Source organism: Psychrosphaera saromensis (genome assembly GCF_002954545.1).
Taxonomy (GTDB): domain Bacteria; phylum Pseudomonadota; class Gammaproteobacteria; order Enterobacterales; family Alteromonadaceae; genus Psychrosphaera; species Psychrosphaera saromensis.
The window spans coordinates 2,569,168-2,586,509 of the sequence record NZ_MSCH01000003.1 but is presented as its reverse complement, the minus strand read 5'-3'; the positions used below and the strand labels follow the sequence as shown (position 1 = coordinate 2,586,509).

15 protein-coding genes are annotated in these 17,342 nt (G+C 37.8%); 3 read left to right on the top strand and 12 right to left on the bottom strand.

Features of this window, described 5'->3' with window-relative positions; all coding sequences use genetic code 11:
- Nucleotides 1–105 precede the first annotated feature (105 nt).
- Both ydiJ and BTO11_RS11745 read left to right on the top strand, forming a co-directional pair.
- Nucleotides 106–3,186: a D-2-hydroxyglutarate dehydrogenase YdiJ gene (ydiJ, locus tag BTO11_RS11750; RefSeq protein WP_105052784.1), complete on the top strand. Its 3,081-nt coding sequence runs from the start codon at nucleotides 106–108 to the stop codon at nucleotides 3,184–3,186.
- A gap of 74 nt (nucleotides 3,187–3,260) precedes the next feature.
- Nucleotides 3,261–3,905 carry a LysE family translocator gene (locus tag BTO11_RS11745; RefSeq protein WP_105052783.1) on the top strand — a complete coding sequence of 215 codons (645 nt, stop codon included), beginning with the start codon at nucleotides 3,261–3,263 and terminating at the stop codon, nucleotides 3,903–3,905.
- An 82-nt stretch (nucleotides 3,906–3,987) separates the two neighbouring features.
- On the opposite strand, the gene BTO11_RS11740 is transcribed toward BTO11_RS11745, so the two are convergent.
- The gene (locus BTO11_RS11740; protein ID WP_105052782.1) at nucleotides 3,988–4,761 is read right to left on the bottom strand and encodes a DUF2884 family protein; all 774 of its coding nucleotides are present in this window, start codon (nucleotides 4,759–4,761) and stop codon (nucleotides 3,988–3,990) included.
- A 392-nt stretch (nucleotides 4,762–5,153) separates the two neighbouring features.
- On the opposite strand from BTO11_RS11740, the gene glnS reads away from it, so the two are divergent.
- The gene (glnS, locus tag BTO11_RS11735) at nucleotides 5,154–6,824 is read left to right on the top strand and encodes a glutamine--tRNA ligase (protein ID WP_105052781.1); all 1,671 of its coding nucleotides are present in this window, start codon (nucleotides 5,154–5,156) and stop codon (nucleotides 6,822–6,824) included.
- A 151-nt stretch (nucleotides 6,825–6,975) separates the two neighbouring features.
- Here the strand turns inward: glnS and ttcA are convergent, their stop codons facing one another.
- The 11 genes from ttcA to ccoN form a co-directional block, all read right to left on the bottom strand.
- Entirely contained in the window at nucleotides 6,976–7,890 is a 915-nt protein-coding gene (gene ttcA / locus BTO11_RS11730; protein ID WP_105052780.1) for a tRNA 2-thiocytidine(32) synthetase TtcA, read from the bottom strand.
- Nucleotides 7,891–8,046: 156 nt separating this feature from the next.
- Nucleotides 8,047–8,976 carry a universal stress protein UspE gene (gene uspE, locus BTO11_RS11725; RefSeq protein ID WP_105052779.1) on the bottom strand — a complete coding sequence of 310 codons (930 nt, stop codon included), beginning with the start codon at nucleotides 8,974–8,976 and terminating at the stop codon, nucleotides 8,047–8,049.
- A gap of 102 nt (nucleotides 8,977–9,078) precedes the next feature.
- The gene (fnr, locus tag BTO11_RS11720) at nucleotides 9,079–9,798 is read right to left on the bottom strand and encodes a fumarate/nitrate reduction transcriptional regulator Fnr (RefSeq protein ID WP_105052778.1); all 720 of its coding nucleotides are present in this window, start codon (nucleotides 9,796–9,798) and stop codon (nucleotides 9,079–9,081) included.
- 19 nt (nucleotides 9,799–9,817) lie between these two features.
- Entirely contained in the window at nucleotides 9,818–10,498 is a 681-nt protein-coding gene (locus BTO11_RS11715; RefSeq protein WP_105052777.1) for a sulfite exporter TauE/SafE family protein, read from the bottom strand.
- Between the two features lie 2 nt (nucleotides 10,499–10,500).
- On the bottom strand, nucleotides 10,501–10,680 hold the full coding sequence (gene ccoS, locus BTO11_RS11710; RefSeq protein ID WP_105052776.1) for a cbb3-type cytochrome oxidase assembly protein CcoS: 180 nt from the start codon (nucleotides 10,678–10,680) through the stop codon (nucleotides 10,501–10,503).
- A 6-nt stretch (nucleotides 10,681–10,686) separates the two neighbouring features.
- Entirely contained in the window at nucleotides 10,687–13,296 is a 2,610-nt protein-coding gene (locus BTO11_RS11705) for a heavy metal translocating P-type ATPase (protein WP_105052775.1), read from the bottom strand.
- Between the two features lie 4 nt (nucleotides 13,297–13,300).
- On the bottom strand, nucleotides 13,301–13,765 hold the full coding sequence (locus tag BTO11_RS11700; protein WP_105052774.1) for a FixH family protein: 465 nt from the start codon (nucleotides 13,763–13,765) through the stop codon (nucleotides 13,301–13,303).
- Nucleotides 13,766–14,002: 237 nt separating this feature from the next.
- The gene (ccoP, locus tag BTO11_RS11695; RefSeq protein WP_105053750.1) at nucleotides 14,003–14,971 is read right to left on the bottom strand and encodes a cytochrome-c oxidase, cbb3-type subunit III; all 969 of its coding nucleotides are present in this window, start codon (nucleotides 14,969–14,971) and stop codon (nucleotides 14,003–14,005) included.
- Nucleotides 14,964–15,149, bottom strand: coding sequence for a cbb3-type cytochrome oxidase subunit 3 (locus tag BTO11_RS11690; protein WP_105052773.1), 186 nt, complete (start codon nucleotides 15,147–15,149; stop codon nucleotides 14,964–14,966). The genes ccoP and BTO11_RS11690 overlap by 8 nt, the downstream gene beginning before the upstream one ends.
- 9 nt (nucleotides 15,150–15,158) lie before the next feature.
- Nucleotides 15,159–15,803 carry a cytochrome-c oxidase, cbb3-type subunit II gene (gene ccoO, locus BTO11_RS11685; protein ID WP_105052772.1) on the bottom strand — a complete coding sequence of 215 codons (645 nt, stop codon included), beginning with the start codon at nucleotides 15,801–15,803 and terminating at the stop codon, nucleotides 15,159–15,161.
- Between the two features lie 14 nt (nucleotides 15,804–15,817).
- Nucleotides 15,818–17,233 carry a cytochrome-c oxidase, cbb3-type subunit I gene (gene ccoN, locus BTO11_RS11680; protein ID WP_105052771.1) on the bottom strand — a complete coding sequence of 472 codons (1,416 nt, stop codon included), beginning with the start codon at nucleotides 17,231–17,233 and terminating at the stop codon, nucleotides 15,818–15,820.
- Between the last annotated feature and the right edge of the window lie 109 nt (nucleotides 17,234–17,342).

Here is a 17,342-nt window from a genome sequence, read left to right as displayed (position 1 = left end):
ATATAAATGAGTAAATGTGATAACAAACTAGTTAGATCAATTTCATTTATTTTAATTCTCGTTATAATCAATCGCCTAATAACTCAATTATTTAGCTATTTATCTATGATACGTCGTATTACAAAACAAGAAATAGTATCGGTTACGGTTTCAAACTTCTGCAACGAACTAAAAACGTATACCGCAGCCAATGGTTCTCGCTTTACTGGCGAGATGGATACGTCTTATTCTGCCCGTATTTCTCAAGCGACCGACAACAGTATTTATCAGTCGTTACCTCAGGGTATTTTATTTCCGCGTAATACTGACGATATTTTAGTGCTTACTGAGTTAGCCAACCAGGATAAATACCTGTCATTACGTTTCTCGCCAAAAGGCGGTGGTACTGGCACAAATGGACAATCGTTAACGGATCATTTGATTGTTGATATGTCGCGCCACATGCGTGAAATATTAGAGATTAACGTAGAGCAGAAATGGGTTAGGGTACAGACTGGTGTTATTAAAGATCAATTAAACGACTTTTTACGCCCTTATGGTTTTTTCTTTGCACCAGATTTATCAACGTCTAACCGCGCAACCATAGGGGGCATGGTAAATACCGATGCGTCAGGCCAAGGTTCTTTGGTTTACGGCAAAACCAGTGACCATGTTCTTGAATTAGAAGCGGTAACAATTTCAGGCGAAAAACTATTCACCACAGACATGCCAGTGGCTGATGCTCAAGCATTAGCAAATGGTAACAGCGCATTAAGTGGTATCTACAAACAAGTACTGGATACTTGTACAAATCAAAGAGAGAGCATTTTAAGCACTTTCCCACGGCTTAATCGCTTCTTAACCGGTTACGACCTTGAACACGTGTTTAACAACGACATGAGTCGTTTTAATTTATCACGTATTCTTACAGGTTCAGAAGGTACATTAGCCTTTATCACAGAAGCTAAATTAAACATTACGCCCATAGCTAAATTCAAAACAATGGTGAATGTTAAATACGACAATTTTGACTCTGCCCTTAGAAACTCACCATTTTTGGTAGAAGCTAATGCGACTTCGGTAGAAACCGTAGACTCCAAGGTTTTAAACTTAGCCAAACAAGATGTGGTTTGGGATTCAGTATCAGATTTGATCACAGATGTGCCAAATCAAACTATGGATGGTCTTAATATTGTTGAATACAACGATGAAGATCCAGATAATCAAAAACTCAAAATAACCAGCTTATGCCAACGTTTAGATGCGCTGATAGCAAACAACAATCAAGATGGTGTGATCGGGTATCAAATAATTGAAGACTTAAGTGCCATTAATAAAATTTATGGTATGCGCAAGAAAGCCGTGGGGTTATTAGGTAATGCAAAATCCACTAAAAAACCAATTGCCTTTGTGGAAGACACCGCAGTACCACCTGAACATTTGGCCGACTTTATTGCCGAATTTAGAGCGTTATTAGATAGCCACCAACTTGATTACGGCATGTTTGGTCATGTTGATGCTGGCGTATTGCATGTCAGACCGGCACTTGATTTAAGCGACCCAAAACAAGAACAGTTATTACGCGTGGTTTCCGATCAAGTTGTAAAGCTTACCGCCAAATATGGCGGGTTAATGTGGGGCGAACATGGCCGTGGTTACAGAAGTGAATATGGCCCAGAGTTTTTTGGTGAAACCTTATTTAACGAACTGAGAAAAGTTAAAACCAGCTTTGACCCAGGCAACCGATTAAACCCTGGTAAAATTTGTACGCCTATCGACTCCACGGAAAAACTAGTGTCTGTTGATGGCATTAAACGAGCGCATTTTGATAAACAAATTCCATTATCTGTAGTCGAAAACTTTGAAACCACGGTAAATTGTAATGGTAACGGGCTTTGTTTTAATTACGACGTAAACAGTCCTATGTGTCCGTCTTATAAACATTCTAAAGACCGTTCTTTCTCGCCAAAAGGTAGAGCGAACCTGATGCGTGAGTGGATTAGGTTACAAGGTGAAAGCATTACCAATGAACAGCTGGTTCGGTCACGCGATACTATTTTTCAGTTAATGACCTTGCCATATAAAGCATTTAGAAGCTTAGGTGCAAAAATGGGCGTGTACGATTACAGCCATGAAGTTAAACACTCAATGGATAACTGTTTAGCGTGTAAAGCGTGTAGTACTGCTTGTCCAATTAAAGTGGATGTACCAAGTTTTAGAGCTAAGTTTTTAGACATGTATCACCAACGTTACTTTAGACCGCTGAGTGATTATATGGTGGCTAATATTGAGCACTTATTACCAACCTTAGCAAAGACACCAAAGCTAAGTAACTTGATAATGAACAATCCAGTATCAACTTGGGTTACTCGTAATATTGTTGGCTATTTGGACGCACCTTTGTTTAGCAAATACCTAGGTTCAAACTTAAAAGAAGAGTTTAAGTTTAGTAAAAATAAAATAGAAGCCTTGTCTGAATCTGAACAAGCAAAAGCGGTTTTCATTGTACAAGACCCGTTCACTAGCTTTTATGAGTCTCAGTTATTGCTTGATACGGTAACCGCATTAAAAGGGCTAGGCTTTATGCCTTTTGTCTTACCCTTTAAAGAAAACGGTAAACCTGCACACGTAAAAGGCTTTTTAGCTAATTTTAAACGTACAGCTTCAAAAGCTAGCGCGTTTTACAACACCATAGCCAAGTATAATATCCCTATGGTGGGAATGGACGCGTCTTTGGTATTTGCTTACCGAGATGAATACATTGAAGCTTTAGGCGCTGACAAGGTGAACTACAAGGTGAGTTTGTTAAGTGAATGGTTATGGCAACAAGACTTTGCTTTGTCATCAGATACTCTAGCAACTATTACTGACAATCAAACGCTGCAGTTTAACTTAATGACCCACTGTACTGAAAAGTCAGTATTACCCAATATAAACACTCAATGGCAAACTATTTTCAGCAAGCTAAATATGACCATTAAACCTATTAACACAGGTTGTTGTGGTATGGCGGGGACCTTTGGTCACGAAGCTAAGAACCAACAGGCTTCTAGTGACATTTACCAACTAAGCTGGAAGCCTGCGTTACAGCAAGCGGATGAAAATCCAGTATTGGTAACCGGTTTCTCTTGTCGTAGTCAGGTTAAACGTTATGAAAGCCAGAAACTAAAACACCCAATACAAGTTGTAGCAGGGCTGTTTGAATAAAAGCCTTGTTGAATAACCAAGCATTTAAATGTTCTGTTTTATATAAACCTAATTGAGCAAAGTTGGAGAATATTTTGGATTACAGTCAATATGCGGCTGAGTTTATTACCATTGCATTTGCACACTTAATTGCGGTAACAAGCCCAGGTCCTGATTTTGCTATCGTGATGAAATACTCGATTAGTTACGGTAAAAAAATCGCATTAATTACCAGTCTCGGTGTTGGTATGGCGATATTTTTACACGTCACTTATGCGTTAGCGGGTATCGGTTTGGTGATCAGCACAACGCCTTGGCTTTATAATGCACTAATTATAGTGGCATCTGGTTTCTTGCTATACCTTGGTTTTGGCGCAATACGCTCACAGCCTGTAACTGAGCAGGAGATTAAAGAGAATGCGCAAGTTAAAACCATTTCATCTAAAAAAGCATTTTTAATGGGCTTTTTTACTAACGGCATTAACCCTAAAGCGACTTTGTTCTTTTTAGCGTTGTTTACTGTGGTTGTCGATATAAATACGCCTTTGGTTATTAAAGGTTTGTATGGGCTTTATATGGCGGTTGCTACCGCAGTCTGGTTTTGTTTTTTGTCGTTAATTTTAACCCATAAAAGCGTACAAGAGTTCTTCCAAACTAATGCTCATATTTTCGATAGGGTAATGGGAGTGGTAATGATAGGTTTAGCTTCAAATATTTTAATTGGCGAGTTTTTGTTATAAAAAAGGGGACTTTAATGTCCCCTAATGTATCTCTTTATATTAGAGAATTTATATTAAACAGCATGCGTAACTAAAAATAAGCTTAATGTTCAATCTCTAACAAGTCTAAATCTTTAAAGTCAGAATTACTGTTTATAAGTTTCTGCTCTAGTTTATCAAGGCTTTTCATTTGGTTACAAAAGGCGTCAGCTCTTATCTCAATCAATTCCGCTTTAGCTTCTATTTCGCGCTCAACCTTTTCACCTATATCATCAAGCTCTATATCTATGTCGTTACCCGATGCGATAGCTTGACCTATCCCTGATATTAAACCACCAATAAGGCTCGGAACGATACCTTCCACAAGATCTTCAACTAAAACGTCAATTTCTTCGTCATCTATTTCAATATTAAAATCACCTTTGGTAACAGAATAACTGCCTTCATTATCTTGATATTTATCGTTGATTTTTTGTTGCAGTTGTTTAAATTTTTCCTCGTGTTCATCCATATCAACAAGTTCACCTAAACCTATGTTCAATCCTTCAAATGCCAAACCTACAGCGTCTACCGCAATTTTAGTCACTTCTGGCAGAGCTTTACGGATAGACGTTGAATATTCAACGATCATTTTTTGTTGTTCATCGTTAAGATTCATTTGCTCCCCCTTAATGAACAAAATATTGTCCTGGTAGATATCAACCAAAGTTTCATCATCTTCAATAATACGAATGTGTTCTGGAGTCACTGACAAGTCGTTATTTAATGATAAGTTGCACTGATTTTCTTCGTCATGGGCCATGACCGCTGAACTATTAAATACCAATAGGCCAGAAAGAAGGATAGAAAGGGCGGTTGTATTTTTTGATGTATTCATTAAATATTCTCCAACAATATTTTTTTAGGTAAAAGTTAAATGGTTATAAATCTATTGATATCAGTTTTGTTGCTAACTGTTACATTGATCTTCTCTTATTACTGCTATTGCCATTGCTTATTACACATTTAATGCCAGTTATTTTTCCCATTAAATACAGTGGGTTACAAACCAAACATCGCATCATCTTATTGAATTGATTATCATTTTGGTTAATTTAACCAATGTTTAGCTTAACTATGCAGTCATAACTAACAAACCCAGTTTTAATATTAGATGTTGGAATTAAGTTCAGCCCTAATTAAATCAATAATTTATCTATTTAAACTTGGAAAAATCCTAAATGTAAATGATATACTCGCGCCAATTAAATTGTTTAAAAGGTTTTATAAATGGCGGATGCAGAGAATCGTCCATCTAATTTTATTAGAAATATCATCGACGCCGATTTAGCGGCAGGAAAATACCCTACAACTCATACTCGTTTTCCTCCTGAGCCTAATGGTTATCTTCATATAGGGCATGCAAAATCAATCGTATTAAATTTTGGTATTGCTAGAGATTACAATGGTTTATGTAATCTTCGTTTTGATGATACCAATCCAGAAAAAGAAGACATTGATTATGTTAACGCCATTAAAAATGACGTTAGCTGGTTAGGTTTTAAATGGAGTGGTGAAGTTTGTTATTCATCAAACTATTTTGACCAACTATTTGCTTATGCAGAAGAGCTGATCAACAAAGGGTTAGCTTATGTTGAGTTTTCAAATCAAGAAACCATGCGCGAAATGCGTGGTACTTTGACATCTGCAGGAACAAATAGTCCTTATAGAGATACAACGCCAGCTGAAAACTTACAGTTATTCCATGACATGCGTGATGGTAAATACAAAGACGGCGAGTGCTGCTTAAGAGCTAAAATCGATATGTCTTCTAGTTTCATGTGTATGCGTGATCCAGTAATTTATCGTGTTCGTTTTGCTCACCATCACCAAACTGGTGACAAATGGTGTATTTACCCTATGTATGACTTCACTCATTGTATTTCTGATGCGATTGAAGGTATTACACATTCGTTATGTACATTAGAATTCCAAGACAACCGTCGTTTATACGATTGGGTATTGGATAATATCTCGATTGAAACGCGTCCACATCAATATGAGTTTTCAAGATTAAACCTTGAATACACTATGATGAGCAAGCGTAAGTTAAACGCTCTTGTAACTGAAAATCACGTACAAGGTTGGGATGATCCTAGAATGCCAACTATTGCGGGTTTAAGACGCAGAGGTTACACCCCAGGCGCTATTCAAGAGTTTTGTAAGCGCATTGGTGTTACTAAAATGGAAAACACCATTGAAATGGGCGTGTTAGAAGCCTGTATCCGCGAAGACTTAAACGAAAGTGCTCCACGTGCGATGGCAGTTGTTGATCCAATTAAATTGGTTATCGAGAACTTACCAGATGATCATATTGAATGGTTAGACGCGCCAAATCACCCAAGTGATGAAAGCATGGGAACGCGTAAGTTACCATTTAGCAAAGTCGTTTATATTGAGCGTGAAGATTTCCGTGAAGAAGCCAATAAAAAATACAAACGTTTAGTTATCGGTAAAGAAGTACGTTTACGTAACGCTTACTTTATTAAAGCTGAACGTTGTGACAAAGACGAGCAAGGTAATATTACTACTATCTACTGTACTTATGATGAAACTACTTTAGGTAAGTTACCGGCTGATGGTCGTAAAGCGAAAGGCGTTATTCATTGGGTTTCTGCATCACACGGTGTTGAAGCTGAGATCAGAAATTACGATCGTATGTTTACCGTTGCTAATCCGGCTGCAGTTGAAGACTTCACTACAGTATTAAATCCTGACTCTTTAGTGATCACAAAAGGGTACATTGAACCTAGTTTGGTTGATGCAAAAGCTCAACAAGGCTTCCAGTTTGAACGTTTGGGTTATTTTTGCTTTGACGGCAATAAAAATGCAGATGGTAAGTTGATATTTAATAAAACGGTAGGTCTTAGAGATACATGGACTAATAACGAGTCTAAATAAGCACTCGTTAATATCCATTCTCAAGCAGTAAATGCTTAGCTCTACTAGCTTAGACAATAAAAAACCTAAACGAATGTTTAGGTTTTTTTATGAGTGCTTTTTGTTAATAGCATTTTACTTAAACTATTTACTTACGTTAATTAGAGCCAGATTAAACTAACTCAATAACATTTACGGTTGTTTCATTAGTTTCTGTTTCAGCGGCTACATCGGCATCAACAAACTTAGCAATTTCTGGCGCGTCAAAGGCCACATCGCCTTCTTCAACATCTTGGCTTAACGTTTTAAAGTCAAATAACTCAGTGTCGGCCAAATGACTTGGAACCACATTTTTTATCGCACTAAACATACTTTCAATACGACCTGGGAATTGTTGATCCCAGTCGTTTAACATTTTCTTAATGTTTTGGCGTTCAAGGTTTTCTTGTGAGCCGCATAAATTGCACGGAATAATAGGGAAGCCTTTTAGTTGTGAAAATTCTTCAATTTCTTTTTCTTTGGCATAAGCAAGAGGGCGAATGATCACATGTTCATTATTATCACTTTTTAACTTAGGCGGCATAGATTTAAGTTTGCCACCGTGAAACATGTTCAAGAATAGCGTTTCAATAATATCGTCTCTATGGTGACCTAAGGCAATTTTAGTGGCACCCAACTCTTTAGCGGTACGATACAGAATACCTCGGCGTAACCTTGAACATAACGAACAAGTGGTTTTACCTTCTGGGGTTTTCTCTTTTACAATCGAATAAGTGTCTTCGGTAACAATTTGGTATGAAACCCCGAGCTCTTCAAGGTATTGAGGCAATATATGATCCGGGAAACCAGGCTGTTTTTGGTCCAAATTAACCGCAATTAATTCAAAGCTAATTGGCGCAGCTTTTTGTAAGCTCATCAAAATATCTAACATGGTGTAACTGTCTTTACCACCAGATAAACAAACCATCACACGATCGCCATCTTCTATCATGTTGTAGTCACCAATAGCTTGGCCAACTTGACGTCGAATTCGTTTTTCTAGTTTATTAAAGTTATGTTTTTGTTTTGCTTCTAAAGATGTTGCCATACTGCCTCTCAAATTACACATCAATAGCAATTAGCTAATTGATATAAGGCGCGCATTATAATGTCGTTACAGACACAAAGAAACCGCTAATTTACATTGCTAGATTAATTTCAACGTAAACAAACAGCGGTTTCTACTTATTTAACAGTTTGACGATTATGCTTTTATTGGGCTTACAAAGTCAGGTGGCTTTAACGCTAATAAGTCACAATTTAAGTTATCGATAACGTGCTCAGCCGTATTACCAATTAGTGCAGCACTTATTCCTGTACGTCCAACGGTGCCAATAACCACTAGCTCTGCATCTAACAACAGTGCCGCTTCTGGAATAACATCTTCAGGTAAACCTTCAATTACATGAGTTTGATCATCGTCAATATCAAAGTCTAACGCCAACTTAGCTAATGATTCTTTATGATGACGTTTCATATTTTCATTGTATTGCACAGTATCAAACTCAGGAATTTCTACCGCTATATTCATTGGTGTAGGTGGATACGCGTTAACCAGGTGGATTTCAGATTGCAATATGTTGGACATAAAGCAGCCGTAGTTGATTATTTCGTAATTTAGTAGCTCATGACTACTATCATCCGTTACAGCACTCACGGCGGCTAAGACTTTACTACTTTTAGGCCAAGCATGATCTTTAACTAATAAAACTGGGCTAGGGCACTTTCTTAGTAAATGCCAATCGGTAGGCGTGAAAATAACAGATTTCAACGTATCGTGTTTATGAGTACTTTTCATTACAAGATCAAACTGACCTTCAATGACTGCTCGGATTATGCTTTCGTATGGTCGATTATGCCAAACGACTTCCGTTGTAACACGGCTACAATCTTTACCAGTTTGTTTAACTAACTCATTCAGCCATTGTTTTTTGTCTTCTAATACGGCATTTTGCATCAGTTCACGTTCTTCAGGAGATAACATGGTTGTCATCTCATACGAAAAATCATAAATAGTTAAAAATACGGTTATATCACAAGGGTGTTTGGCAGACATTTCTAGCGCACGAGACAGTGCTTTGTGATTATCTTCAGTGGGGTCGATTACGACTAATACTTTATTAAAGTGACTCATATCATTCACCTTCCATTATTTTGTATGTACATGATAAGTGTAGCTAATATAATAAATCCTGCTGTGTAAAACTGCTTTTTAGTTAATTATTAATAGTTTTAATTACTCTTCTAATCGTCTAAATTTTTCTACATCTTTAATCTCTATTAACTTACCGTCAACTTGGATAAATCCAGACTTTTGAAATTTACTAAATATACGACTAACGGTTTCTACGGTTAAGCCTAAGTAATTACCAATTTCGCCACGGGTCATGGTTAATCTAAATGAATTTTTAGATAATCCTCGTTCAGCAAATCTATCGGAAAGGGTTGTTAAAAAGGAGGCGATACGTTGCTCAGCTGTTTTTTTATTTAGCAGCATAAACATATTTTGATCTGACGATATTTCACTGCTCATTAAACGAGTGAACTGACTGCGTAGTTTGGGCATTTTCTCAACAAGCTCATCCATAGTGGTATACGGAATTTCACACACCATAGACGTTTCTAATGCCTGGCAGTACGTTTGGTGTTTTAGTTTTGCTAAACCATCAAAGCCAATAACGTCACCAGGTAAATGGAACCCTGTTATTTGTTCAACACCCTGGTCATCAACCAAATAAGACTTAAAGCTACCTGAGCGTATCGCATATAACGAGGTAAACGTTTGGCCAGCTTCAACCATGCAGTCACTTTTATGAAATGGTTTTTTACGTTCAATAACATCGTCTAACCTACGTAACTCGGTTTCATCTAAAGAAAACGGAATACAAAGTTGATTTAAACTACAGTTAGCGCAATTTAAACTAAAACTCTTGTTGCTACATTGACTTGACGACATAAGGTGACTCGCTATAAAACTAGAAAAAAGAGATACGGTTAATGGCGAAATAAAATTGCCACACGGCCATTAAAATTACGCTACTGCCTAACACAAACCTAACATAACTATGATTTAAAATGCTATTTAATTTAGCATTTATTAGAGTCATTCCAACCAATGTTGGCAATGTACCCAACCCAAACGCTAACATAACGGAAAAACCAGTTAATGGTGTTGGTGATGTTAACGCTAGGCTTAGCGCGGTGTAAACTAAACCACAAGGTAAAAAGCCCCAAAATAAACCGTATAACAAGCATTTAAGTACTGAGTCTATTGGCAAGATTTTAGATTTAATTGGGTCGATAAATGGCTGGAACCACTTACCAATAAATTCAGTTTTAAGCACAAAGCTATTGATATTAGCGATATGTAAACCGATGCCAAACATTAATATGGAAGAGAACAGCGTCAGATATAACACGCCACCTTGGGTAATACTGACAACCGACTGAGCAAAAAAATTAACAATAAAGCCAATTAAGCCATAACCAAACACTCGGCCGATACTGATCAAAATGGAGTAGAGTAAAAACGACTTTTCTTTTGGTACCGAAAACCCAAGTGCCATCGATAACGATCCGCACATAGCAACGCAATGACCGCTACCAAGAAAGCCCATTAAAAATGCCGGAATAAGATACTCAAATGGGAATGTCATTATTATTTAGTTTCTTGCTTAGATTCTTGTTTCGTTGGTAGTTCGTCGTCATCCATTAAAATAGATAACCCGTGTTTTTCTAAGTCATCAAATTGTTCTGTTTTTGTTGCCCAGAAGAAAGCAATAACACCAACAATTACGAACAAAATAGCCACTGGAATTAAGTAATAAATAACATTCATATAAATCTATTTAACCTTTAGTAAGCGTAACGAATTCGTCACCACTAATATGGAACTTGCAGACATGCCAATCACGGCAATATAAGGCGCTACTAAACCAAACATAGCGACAGGTAATATAACTAAGTTGTAAATTAACGACCAATATAAGTTCGACTTAATCGTTTTTCTGGTTTGTTTTGCGGCATTAACCAAAGAGGTTATTGCATTTAAATTACCTTTTAAAATAATAATATCGGCAGCGTATTTAGTCACATCGGCGCCATCGCCCATCGCTATGCTGATATCAGCAGCGGCAAAAACCGGTGAGTCATTAATGCCGTCGCCAACCATTAGCACTAAGTTGGTTTTTGACTCTTGCTGAATATCTTTAACGTATTGTGCTTTTTGGTCAGGTGAAAACCCCGTTTTGTAACTCTCAAGCTCTAATTTTGTCGCTAAACTGCTTGCCTGCTCAGAAGAGTCACCGGTGAGCATAGTTAAATGCATTTGGTTTTGCTTAAGGTGCTGTAGTACTTGAATAGACTCAGGTTTTAACTGATCGGAAACATAATATTCTGCCAGAACAATACCTTGATAACTAACAAATACATTAGCATTACTAAGCTGCTGCTTGCGACTGATGTTACTACTGGTCTTATTGATGGTATTAGCTGTGTTGTCAGTTAAAGCGCCGTTTTGACAAAATTCAGCACTACCAATTTTAATGGTATGGCCTAAATATTGGCCTTGAATACCAGAACCAATAACCGCAGAAATCTCAGTTAAATCAGCAGGGTTAAATAATACATCCACATTTTCAGCTGCATTTTCTGCTGACATTTCACTTTGACTGGAAACAGCATCATCATCTGACGATTTCAGTTCAAACAGCTTGTTGTCAAATGCATGAGCAATAGGGTGCTCAGAATGTTTTTGTAATTGAATAATAATAGATTTTAACAAGTCGGAATTCATCGCAAGGCCAAGCTTGGCAATGTCAGCTTGATAATAAAATGCTTGCTGAATTTCAAACTTACCTTTGGTTAACGTACCTGTTTTATCAAAACACACATGAGTTAAGTGATTTAACTTATCAAAGGCTTGTGGGTCTTTAATTAAGATCCCTTGTTTGTTTAATGCAGAAATAACACAAGTGTAAGCCGTTGGCGTAGCTAAGCTTAATGCACAAGGACAGGTAGCTACTAATACAGATAAACTTACCCAAAGTGCATCAGTAGGCTCAACAAACATCCAAATCACATACGTAAGCACCGCCAGTATTAATTGGCTGAATACAAACCAGTGCGCGATTTTGTCGGCAAATTGAGTATAGATAGGTTTATGACGCGAAAACTCTTCTTGTAAGTGACCAATTTTAGATAGGGTGGTTTGCTCACCGATGGCATTTACTTCAACGGTAATAACACCGTCGGTATTTATACTGCCAGCTAATACGCTGTCGCCAAGGCCTTTACGAATAGGTTCAAACTCACCATTTAAGACTGACTCGTTAACGCTGGTAATACCGTCAACAATAACCCCATCAATCGCTATGTTTTGTCCCGGTTTTATTAATACTAAGTCGCCCAGGTTTATATTCTTAACTAACTCAACAACTGGCTCGCCATTAACTAGCTTATTAACCGTGATTGGAATGTTTTTATTTAAGTTTGCGTTGGATAATATGGCTTTGCTTTTAGCTTTAAATTCCAGGTATTTACCAATCAACAGCAAAAAGGTGAACATGGAAATACTTTCAAAAAATACTTCGCCTTTGTCACCGTCCAATCCATTAATTAACAACTGATAAAAGCTGACAAAAAAAGCACCGTAAATGGCAAATGCCACCGGCACATCCATATTAAGTCTTTTGGCTTTTAACGAATAATAACAACCAAATAAAAATGGTAAGGCAGAATAAAATACAACAGGGACAGACAACAACAAACTCAGCCATTTAAAGTATCCTACCTGATAAGACTCCATATTAGTGAATGCGCCAAAATACATAGCAAAAGCCAGCATCATCACTTGCATGGTAAACAAACCGGCCACGCCTAAACGTTTTATATATTGTTTTTCTTGGCGTTTAATTTTGTTCTCTGTGTCTGTCACGTTAAATGGTGACGACGGATAACCAATAGCGCTTAATCTAGTTAAAATAGCGGATAAGGTTAATTGAGAATTATCCCAATATATTTCGGCTCTTTGGTTAATCGTGTTGACGTTAACTTTTTCAATACCGGTTAACACTAATAAAGATTGCTCAATAAGCCAGGCACAAGCCGCACAGTGAATATTATCCACCGACAATATGACTTTTCTTAAATTGGGAGTATTTGGATCTTTGGAAGGCACTTCAGAAGATATTTGTTCAAGAAAACCAATGTCATCAAAAACTAAATAACGTTCGTCAGTGATATCGTCTTCTGGTTTGGAGGCCATATCAGAACGAAACTGATAATAAGTACCTAAACCATTATTATATATATGTTCGGTAACCGACTTGCAGCCTAAACAACATACCTCATAATGTGCTTCATCCTTATTAGGTTGATATACATCAGCAATGATAGGTGTCTGATTTAACGGTAAATCGTTACCACAATGGTAACAGGCTGCAGTCTTAGACATTTATTTAGAATGCCATCCAATTTGTATTTGGTAACGCCACGGTTTTTCTAACTTTCCATGAATTATCCATCGGCATAACAACAATTTGCCATTTACCCGGCATGATTGTCTCGATAGATGAGGACAGTGTGCCTATCGCATTAGGCGTCAATACTAAATCAAAATCTTGATCAGCCAGAGTAGAGTGGATGACCTTCACTTTTAATGCACTGAATTCGGTTGGCGATTTCACTTCAATTCTGTGTTCATTAACTTTTACTTCTAATGTAATGCCTAGCTTTTGGGCATTATCGTACAAAGTTAATTCTTGGTTAATGGCTTTGCCTTTTTTGTAATAGTCGTCAACCACCATATCTGGTTGGTGTTTATTGGTTATGATGATGGTGGCAATACCACCGATAACTGCTGACATAGGTAAAGCGATGACCAGCCAAACCCAAGGATTACGATACCAACTTTCCGATTTCATATATTCCACCTAATAATTATTACTGCTAGACATCAGCTAAATGATACAACTGACACCACCGACTCATAAAGAAAAAAACTTAACAAATTACTTTTTTTATAAAACGATAATGAATAACTAAAATACATTATGGAAACTAAGAGCTTACGCTCATTACGAGAATTGAAAACCTTTGTCATTCATGAAAATACATTGGAAATAAAAAAAGCCTCCGAAGAGGCTTTTTTCTGATGTTACCTATTCTTTTGGATGGGAGATCCGATAAACGTAACTTGAAATCACGTGTACCTTATCTTCACCTAATACATCCTTCCAAGCTGGCATTACACCATTTCGGCCTGCGCGTATCGTTTCTTCAACAGCCTTTTTAGAACCACCGTACAACCAAACATTATCTGTTAAGTTAGGGGCACCAAATGGTAGACCGTGGGCTAAAGAACCTTTACCGTCAGCACCGTGACAAGCTGCACACATTCCAAACTTAGCCTTACCAGCGTCAGCTAACTTATCGTTAACTTTACGCCCAGCTAATTTTAAAACATACGCTGTCATTTCTTGAACGCCGTCTTCACCAAGGGCAGGACCCCAAGCTGGCATTGCTGCTTTACGACCGTGTAAAAGTGTTTCTTTAATTTTTTCCGGTGTTCCGCCGTATAACCAATCAGTATCAGTCAAGTTAGGGAACTTGTTAGAACCACGAGCATCAGAGCCATGACATAAAGCACAGTTTTGTAAGAACAAACGTTGTCCTACTTTATAGGCATCGTCGTCATAAGCTAATTCAGCAATAGGTTTAGCTGCGAAAGCTTGAAATACAGGACCGTACACTTCGTCAGCATGTTTAACTTCTTGGTCAAACTGAACCAATAAGCCTTCATCTATTGCTTTAGCTGATAATGTTCTAGATTCTTCTAGAGAAACAATACCTTGGTTAGAACTTTTCCAACCTAGTAAACCTTCCCAATTACCCATACCAGGCATTAAGATTAAGTAACCAATTGCCCATACTAAGATGAAGTAGAACATATATGTCCACCACTTAGGCAACGGGTTGTTAAGCTCTTCTATGCCATCAAACTCATGACCCATAGATTCGCCTTCAGGGACACCAGCATAGTTCTTAAGATTAACTGTAATAATCCAGAAACAACCGACTAGGGAAATACTAGTTAGTAGTATTATCCACCAATGCCAAAATTCAGTCATTACCATTTTTTTGCTCCTTTACATTAGGATCATCGTTTAAGTCATCATCATTTAAGATAGATTGGGCAATGTCGTCAAACTTACTTTTACGACTTTTACTGTATGCCCAGTAAACGATCACGAAAAACAAAACCATTAATATTAGCGTATGAACGCCTTGATACGTACCGTAATCCATATTCATTACTTACTTAAGGTGAGTGCCAAGTTGTTGTAAATAAGCGATTAAAGCCTGCATTTCAGTTTTACCTGCAACAGCCTCTTGAGCGCCCGCTATTTCTTCAGCTGTATACAATGGAATATAGTTTCCAGCTTCATCTTTATGGGTTTTACCTTTAGTTAGCCAGTTAAATGTTTCTAGTTTCTTACCGATGATTTCACCGTCTAAAACTGCTTCATCTAACCATTTAAAAGATGGCATGTTTGATTGTGGAACAACCGAACGTGGATCTAATAAATGTGCGTAATGCCAGTCGTCACTATAGCGTTGACCAACACGGGCTAAATCAGGCCCAGTTCGTTTTGATCCCCAAAGGAAAGGGTGATCCCAAACAGATTCACCAGCAACAGAATAATGACCGTAACGTTCAACTTCAGCACGGAATGGACGGATCATTTGGCTGTGACAGTTATTACAACCTTCACGTATATAAATGTCACGACCTTCCATTTCTAAAGCTGTTAAGGCACGCATGCCTTTAACAGGTTCTGTTGTATCTTTTTGGAACATCAATGGTGTAATTTCTACTAGCGCACCAAAACTAATCGCAACAACCGTAAGGATGGCCATTAGGGTAACGCTTTTTTCAATCTTCTCGTGATGATTAGCCATATCTTTAGCTCTCCTTACGCTGCTGCAGTAACTTGTTTGCTTTCGCGAACAGTTTTAACGACGTTGTATACCATTACTAACATACCAGCAACAACGAATAGACCACCTAGGAAACGTACAAAGTAGAACGGGTAAGAAGCTTCTAAACTTTGAACAAAACTATAAGTTAATGTCCCGTCTGAGTTAACCGCTCTCCACATAAGACCCTGCATAACACCAGAAATCCACATAGCAACAATGTAAAGAACAACACCAACTGTGTGTAACCAGAAATGCGTGTTAATTAGCTTAGTGCTTGCCATATCAACTTTGCCATATAAACGTGGGATCAAGTGGTATAAAGCACCGATAGAAACCATAGCAACCCAACCAAGTGCACCTGAATGTACGTGGCCAATTGTCCAGTCTGTATAATGAGACAAAGCGTTTACAGATTTGATTGCCATCATTGGGCCTTCAAACGTAGACATACCGTAGAAAGATAAAGAAACGATTAAGAAACGTAAGATAGGGTCAGTTCTTAGCTTATGCCAAGCACCCGATAACGTCATAATACCGTTGATCATACCGCCCCAAGAAGGGATGAATAAAATCATAGACATAACCATACCTAAAGACTGAGTCCAGTCAGGTAAAGCTGTGTAATGTAAGTGATGTGGACCAGCCCAAATATACAAAGATATTAGAGCCCAGAAGTGAACAACCGACAAACGGTAAGAGTAAACCGGACGTTCTGCTTGTTTAGGAACAAAGTAGTACATCATCCCCAAGAAGCCAGCCGTCAGTAAGAAACCCACTGCATTATGTCCGTACCACCACTGAACCATGGCATCAACTGCGCCAGAGTATATAGAGTAAGACTTAAACAAGGTAACCGGAATAGCTGCACTGTTAACTAAGTGCAATACCGCAACGGTAATGATGAAACCAGCATAGAACCAGTTTGCTACATAAATATGACTTGTTTTACGAATCGCGATTGTGCCTAAAAAGACATACGCATAAGCTAACCAAACAATCGTAATTAAAATATCGATTGGCCACTCTAATTCTGCATACTCTTTAGAAGTCGTAAGACCCATAGGTAAAGTAATTACCGCAGCAATAATAACCGCCTGCCATCCCCAAAAGGTGAAAGCAGCGACTTTGTCACTGATGAGTTTAACTTTACAAGTACGTTGTACAACGTAATACGAGGTAGCGAATAGGGCACTTGTACCAAATGCAAAAATTACAGCATTTGTGTGAAGTGGGCGTAAACGCGAAAATGTTAGCCATGGAGTTTCAAAGTTTAACGCAGGCCATATCAATTGCGCAGCAATTAATACACCAACTGTCATACCGATTAAACCCCAGAAAACAGTCGTTAAAGCAAATTGCTTAACAACTTTATAGTTGTACTCTGGATGAGCGATGGTCGTTGTTGTCATATTTATGATTCCACTTACATGTGAAAATTATTGTAATCAAGATTAAAAGTTTAGACTCTTTTTAGTTATTTTGTGAAAAATAACCAAAATCAAACAGATAAGCTTATGG